This window comes from Shewanella sp. M16, assembly GCF_018224605.1.
Classification (GTDB): Bacteria; Pseudomonadota; Gammaproteobacteria; order Enterobacterales; family Shewanellaceae; genus Shewanella; species Shewanella oncorhynchi.
Genome location: NZ_JAGTUL010000084.1, coordinates 1 through 5,630 on the forward strand (window position 1 = coordinate 1; position 5,630 = coordinate 5,630).

General features: G+C 38.5%; 7 protein-coding genes. All 7 read right to left on the reverse strand.

Going from position 1 to position 5,630, the window contains the following annotated elements; genetic code table 11:
* Positions 1–25 precede the first annotated feature (25 nt).
* The 7 genes from KFE26_RS23190 to KFE26_RS23220 all read right to left on the reverse strand — a co-directional run bounded on the left by KFE26_RS23190 (position 26) and on the right by KFE26_RS23220 (position 4,898).
* On the reverse strand, positions 26–361 hold the full coding sequence (locus KFE26_RS23190) for a hypothetical protein (RefSeq protein WP_212601865.1): 336 nt from the start codon (positions 359–361) through the stop codon (positions 26–28).
* Positions 361–666 (reverse strand): hypothetical protein, encoded by a 306-nt coding sequence (locus tag KFE26_RS23195; protein ID WP_212601866.1) that lies wholly within the window; start codon positions 664–666, stop codon positions 361–363. Before KFE26_RS23195 ends, KFE26_RS23190 begins: the two co-directional genes overlap by 1 nt.
* Positions 667–858: 192 nt before the next feature.
* Positions 859–1,488 (reverse strand): recombinase family protein, encoded by a 630-nt coding sequence (locus tag KFE26_RS23200; protein WP_249195897.1) that lies wholly within the window; start codon positions 1,486–1,488, stop codon positions 859–861.
* A 214-nt stretch (positions 1,489–1,702) separates the two neighbouring features.
* Positions 1,703–2,188, reverse strand: coding sequence for a hypothetical protein (locus tag KFE26_RS23205; RefSeq protein ID WP_212601868.1), 486 nt, complete (start codon positions 2,186–2,188; stop codon positions 1,703–1,705).
* A 78-nt stretch (positions 2,189–2,266) separates the two neighbouring features.
* Complete coding sequence (locus tag KFE26_RS23210) at positions 2,267–2,803, reverse strand: hypothetical protein (protein ID WP_212601869.1); 537 nt, start codon at positions 2,801–2,803, stop codon at positions 2,267–2,269.
* Between the two features lie 129 nt (positions 2,804–2,932).
* Positions 2,933–3,457 carry a hypothetical protein gene (locus KFE26_RS23215; RefSeq protein ID WP_212601870.1) on the reverse strand — a complete coding sequence of 175 codons (525 nt, stop codon included), beginning with the start codon at positions 3,455–3,457 and terminating at the stop codon, positions 2,933–2,935.
* Positions 3,458–4,007: 550 nt separating this feature from the next.
* On the reverse strand, positions 4,008–4,898 hold the full coding sequence (locus KFE26_RS23220; protein WP_249195898.1) for a DMT family transporter: 891 nt from the start codon (positions 4,896–4,898) through the stop codon (positions 4,008–4,010).
* Positions 4,899–5,630: the final 732 nt, after the last annotated feature.

Below are 5,630 nucleotides of genomic sequence, written 5' to 3' on the forward strand. Positions count from 1 at the left end.
TGGGGGGCTTGTATTGATGCTCATATTATTTGACCCCCAAGATCGGCAAAGTCACGTTTTTAGCAATATTCGCCTCACGAAGTAGGAAGTCAGCTAATGTAGATTGTTTCAGGCCGTGGCCGCGTCCAAAAGTAGTACAACCAGCGAGCACTAAGGCCTCCAACGCTTCTGCATCTTCAAGGCCTGTATTCTTTGCTACCTGCTTGATTGCTTTCGCTGTGATTTGATCACCAAACTTTAAGTCGTTGATGATGTTCTTGAGTCCATGGAGATTTGCAAGTGCTGTGGCTTGATCATTCTTTTCAATGGCGTCAATGGCTGTAGAAACGAGATCTGAACAAAAGTGAATTCTGTCTAACATTATTTAAGTCCTTGTTTAGTTAAAGAAGCGCTGATGCGATAAATGCCGCCTAGGTGTTCGTATTTGGAAGCTTCTTGTAGGGATATCTCTCGATTTCTTTGCTTCTTCTCTTCCTCGGCATGCTTAATCCGCTGATTAAGCTCCTCTTGCGCTTCTGGTGAAACCTTACGGCTTACCTCACTCTTTTTGTTCGCTAACTGATAAAGTCCGATTTCAGAAAGCTGACTTAAATAATCTAATGTAAAACCTTCTTCTTGAAGATATTTCATTAGGTTATCTAGTGAGGAATATTTTAATTTTCTCATAATAACTCCAATGTCGATGTATAAGATTTTATCTTTTACTTTCATCTAGTTACTATAGCATTGCGAATGCTGTTGTAGCTATATTTAGTTACATCTGAAGTATAGTTTTTGAAACGTAACAGACTTTCTTGCCTGAATTACAGAGGGTTAATCAGATGAAATATTTTCTGAAAAATGCCGATTTCTCGGCATTTAAGCATTTTGAGCCTTCTTCACTCGCTGAACCGTTGAAACTGAGCATCCGAGTATTTCTGCTGTCTTACGAATGCTCATGGTTTGCAGGTGGGTGAGAATTGCTTGGTGAAGCTTTTCATCCTTGTTTTGACCGCCCCATGTTTTACCTTCGGCTTTGGCTTTAGCAATGCCTTGGGCTTGTCTAACCCTTCTCGTTTCGTAATCGTCCCGAGCCATACCCGCAGCTAGGTCAATCATAAAGTTCGTGAGCGCCTTTTGTATGAAGCCAGAATTAACATCGTTTGCTGTGAGTGCTGAATGTGTTTGAGGCTGGTCGGCTATAACAATGATGATTCCCTTGCTTGCTATCTTAGCCTTTAAGCTCTGCCAAGTTTCCCAAGGCAAACGGCTTAGTCGATCCATCTTCTCAATTAGCAAAATGTCACCTTCAGTAGCTTCCTCAATTAGTCTATTTAGCTCTGGGCGGTCAGGGGCGTTTCCTGATACGTTTTCTTGATAGAAGGTCGTAATCTTTACGTGGTGGGCTTTAGCGAAAGCTATTAGCTCTGGTTTGGCTCGAGAGCTGTCTTGTTCTTTGGTTGAAGCTCTTAGGTAGGCACGAATGGTAAGATTAGGTGTATTCAGCATGTGGTGTCTCATCCAATGACATTTGAGTGTATTCATTTGGCTCTGTGAGCCGCATTCCTACGTTATACCAAATGTATTCATTGATGTATACATGGTGAATTAAATAACATAATGTGGTTGATGACAAGGTTACGTTGCAAATCTTCCTTTATTAGGCATTGAAAGAAGCAAGATGGAGGATTCGTTTCATCAATATAATTTAGTTTAGGCCAGACTATGCATCGCCACTTACGGCATCCTTGTTTTTAATACGTTTCTGCCATGCAATGTGTGCTTTTCTAACTCTTTTCAGCACAACTTGCTCCCACATAATCAGAACCTGAAATGCATATAAGGGAAGAACCAACGGAAGTAGCTTCTTGATCTCATTAGACTTATCTGCTACCTCTGTAGATAAAGAAAATGAAACCATTATGAAGACTGTGTAAATGGTGAATACTGTCATCAATGACCAAAATTTTGAAATTAGCCACATAACTTCAGTTTGATGTTGCCGATAACGTTTCACACGCTTCAGAACTTTTAACTCTTTCCATCGCTGAAACCTACGGGTAAGTTTCGGTACACGCTGGGCGACATAAATCCAAATATAGGGCAGCCACTTAGTAAATACTTTGGTCAACAGTATTCCGACTAATATGAAAAATACACCTGTGAACCACCATGATGGACTTTTTAGGTTTTCTAGTATTTGATCCATTTTGTCCTTTATGTATAACGATTAAGCTAACCAGCGAGTAAAGCTAAGCTTTTGCGAATTCATAGAACTAGGTGCTTATTATGCGCCAAACGTCCCTTCAAACTCCGATACTAACTCACCACCTTGAAACTGCTGTACTTTGTAATAATTTTTATCTTTATCCAATTCAATAAAAAAACCAACTTCATAACCACATACATGCTCTGGATGTGTTTGTCCGTCGAAAGACCAGACATCATCAAAACTAGCCTTAGTTAAAGTACGTAGCCTTGCTCGGTCACTGATTTTTTCTGCTTCAGGCCTTTCTGCTTTTTTCATCTCAATTGCGATCAAGTTGTCCCGTTCCATAACTTCACCACGACTGTGCAAGATTAAATCACAAGTAATATTTATCACTTGCATATCGTTGTCCAACATTGTTTTAACCTTACCATTTTGCTTACGGTTGTACTCAATGTCAGCGTAGTAGTCTGTTAAATCATGTTGATGGGCTAATATTTCAAGAGGTATTGCAAGCCTAGAGCACAGGTTTCTTTCACTTACACCACTAAGTATATTTTTAGCTTCTGTTTTGAAAAATTTGTGCAGACTTTGTTTGAATATTTGAGTCAACATTCGGAGTATCCTTAGCTTATAACGTCTTGTTAAGGTTTAAGTTATGTAACCCTAAAGACACGCAATAGATAAAATAATGCATGAGTTGAATTACTCTTAAACAGTTGATATAGATGCCTTCGCTGTCTGTTAGATGAATTGATTGCCATTTATGAACGAGTTGGCACTTGTTATTTTTCCGCTACCATTTTCTATGCTAACGAACGAAGAGTGTCTGTTTAGAATGGTTACAAGTTCTTTTAACTCGATTGGGTTTTCTGGTTGCTTAACTACTATCGATGTCAACTTATACGCCCCTGTGTCAGTGTTACTTGAAACAAAGTACTCATAATCGCTAACGTCAGACAGCAAATTAGATAAGTTAAGAATTTTTCCACCTCTTGCAAGATTTGCATCGAATGCTAGCGCCCAAACAGTCCTATTGTAAGGGACGTCATCATCTTCTTCAGGGTCATCTCTCTGATATTCAATGAGATATATCCCCTTAGGAAAAGCTTCAATACGTTGCTCCATTGCTTTAGATAGGAATGAAGTAGAAGATATATTAGAAATAACCGTACTTACGTCATCATTGATGCTTATAGACAGCAACGTAATTCCGACGGCACTCTTCAACCATTTTTTTAATTTTGAGCGACTAAGCTTTTTTTTCATGCTTTTTATTTAACCAGAGTATGCCCAGACTTCTCATTTAAACCTGATGAACGTTATGATTTAAAGAGTGTAATGGATAAAATAGCTTAAAGATGTCAGTAAGTTAGCACTTTTTATCTTCAACTTTCAACTTGATTTTGTTAGTGAAAAGTACAAAATGTGCCCCCGAGAATAACAATGACACGATATGTATATTATAAAAGCTATAAAATTTATTTTTCAGATGGTTACAAATACAAGACAAGACAAGACAAGCCGAGTACTGATACTCAGTTGGGTTGATATTTCGATCAATCGATAAATACAGTAAAGTGTAACAATTCTCTGTTTACTTTGACCAAAAACCAGCGTAAATCAGCTTCTTAGAAAACGTAGAGAGGGTTCGACTCCCTCTCTCACCGCCAAATTAAAGCAAAGGGAATCAGTATCTTACTGATTCCCTTTGTTGCATCTGGGCAAAATCTGGGCAAAATCGCCGTTTTGTTCTCCTTCCGTGTCCTTGGTAAAACCAAGCATTTCTGACACTCGATTAGCCATTCTTAGTGAGTCCTTAGGTTTTTGCCACATTAGCTATGTTATTCGTTGTCATTCTTTTACGCGCTTGAACTAAGGTATAGCCGCCACTTAATACTATGAGTAGGCTTCCCAGAATAGTCAGCAAATCTGGGGATTCTCCAAATATAAATATTCCTAAAGCTAAGGCAAAGAGTAAACGTGTATAACGAAAGGGGCTTACTACCGATACATCTCCAGTGCGCATAGCGATTGTCAGCGCATTATAAGCTATTACACCAAAGACGATTGCTCCAATTATCTGTATTGCAGCGGCAGCACTAAACTGTATTGCTTCATTTTGGTACATCAGTATCGCTAAGCCAGTAGGAATCAACACAAAAAACCCATACACTCCAAGCTGCATATTAGATAACACGGGAGAGGCTGCGCGTGTTGCTAAATCGCGTCCTGCAAAACCTAAGGTAGCGATAACGGCGAATAAAGATGTGGCCTCAAAACCATCAAGTCCTGGACGAATGATCATCAGCACGCCCATAAAACCAATCAATACTGCAAGCCATCTCTTATGACCCACTTGTTCACCGAACAACAATGCCGCGCCAAGCATGGCGATTAAAGGTGTGGCTTGTAAAATAGCGGATGCACTTGAGAGTGGTGTTAACGTGATGGCTAAAGCAAAACAGAATCTGCCGACGATTTCACATAGTGCACGTACTAATATGGGGGTAGACAAGACTGCAGGATGAAGCACAGTTTCACCCTTTCGCCAGGTTAACAGTATAAAAATCAACATTCCACCTAGGCCAAATAGCGCTAAAATGAGGCCGATAGAGGTGGTTTCTGCTGCGGATTTGATCAGCATGTCTTCAATAGAAAATGCTGCCATCGCAGCAACCATAAACAGACTACCTTTTCTATTATTCAAAATAAATTCCCTAAATGCTTAGACGCTATCTCTAGTCAAAAGTTTTGTCATGAGAGTTCTGGTTTCATCAACAAAGGCACAGAAGTTACGATATAGCTTATTAGAATCCAATAGAAACATCATTTTCTGATCACTATAGCAAGCTTTCTCTGCTTATCTGAATAGGATTCGCTGCTTAAGGTAGTAATGATTCTGGCTTAAAAATAAATAGGGATAATAAGCATTAGCAAGAAATGATAATAGATACAGATATGGTTTTTTTATCTATATCAGATGGCAAGTTAAGCCTCTTTTTACCATAAGGATTATGGTTGGTGTATTGTTTTAATATTATCAACTTGTGCGGCTAGTATAAGATATTGATGTCAGGTATGTGCTGCTGTTTTTCAGCTTTTATGATGAATAACATTGTTTGAAAGAGGTCTATATTGTGAGGTTAATTTTATATGTAGTAGTCTTAAGTCAATAATGGCAACGCTTAAATAATCCATCAGTTGATTTTATACTAAGTGATTTTGTATTGGGGATTTAGTGTTTTTAGGTTTATATAAAATGAATTTGCGTTGAATAGTACGGGAAAGTTAACTAAATAACTTTGGGGAAATGATTAATCGCTCAACTAAAACTGCGCGATTAATCATATTAACGAAAAAATATTGTTGTTTTAAAAATTAACTTTGGATATTAATCGTTACTTTCTCGATGACGATAGGTTCACGGGGCACGTCTTCG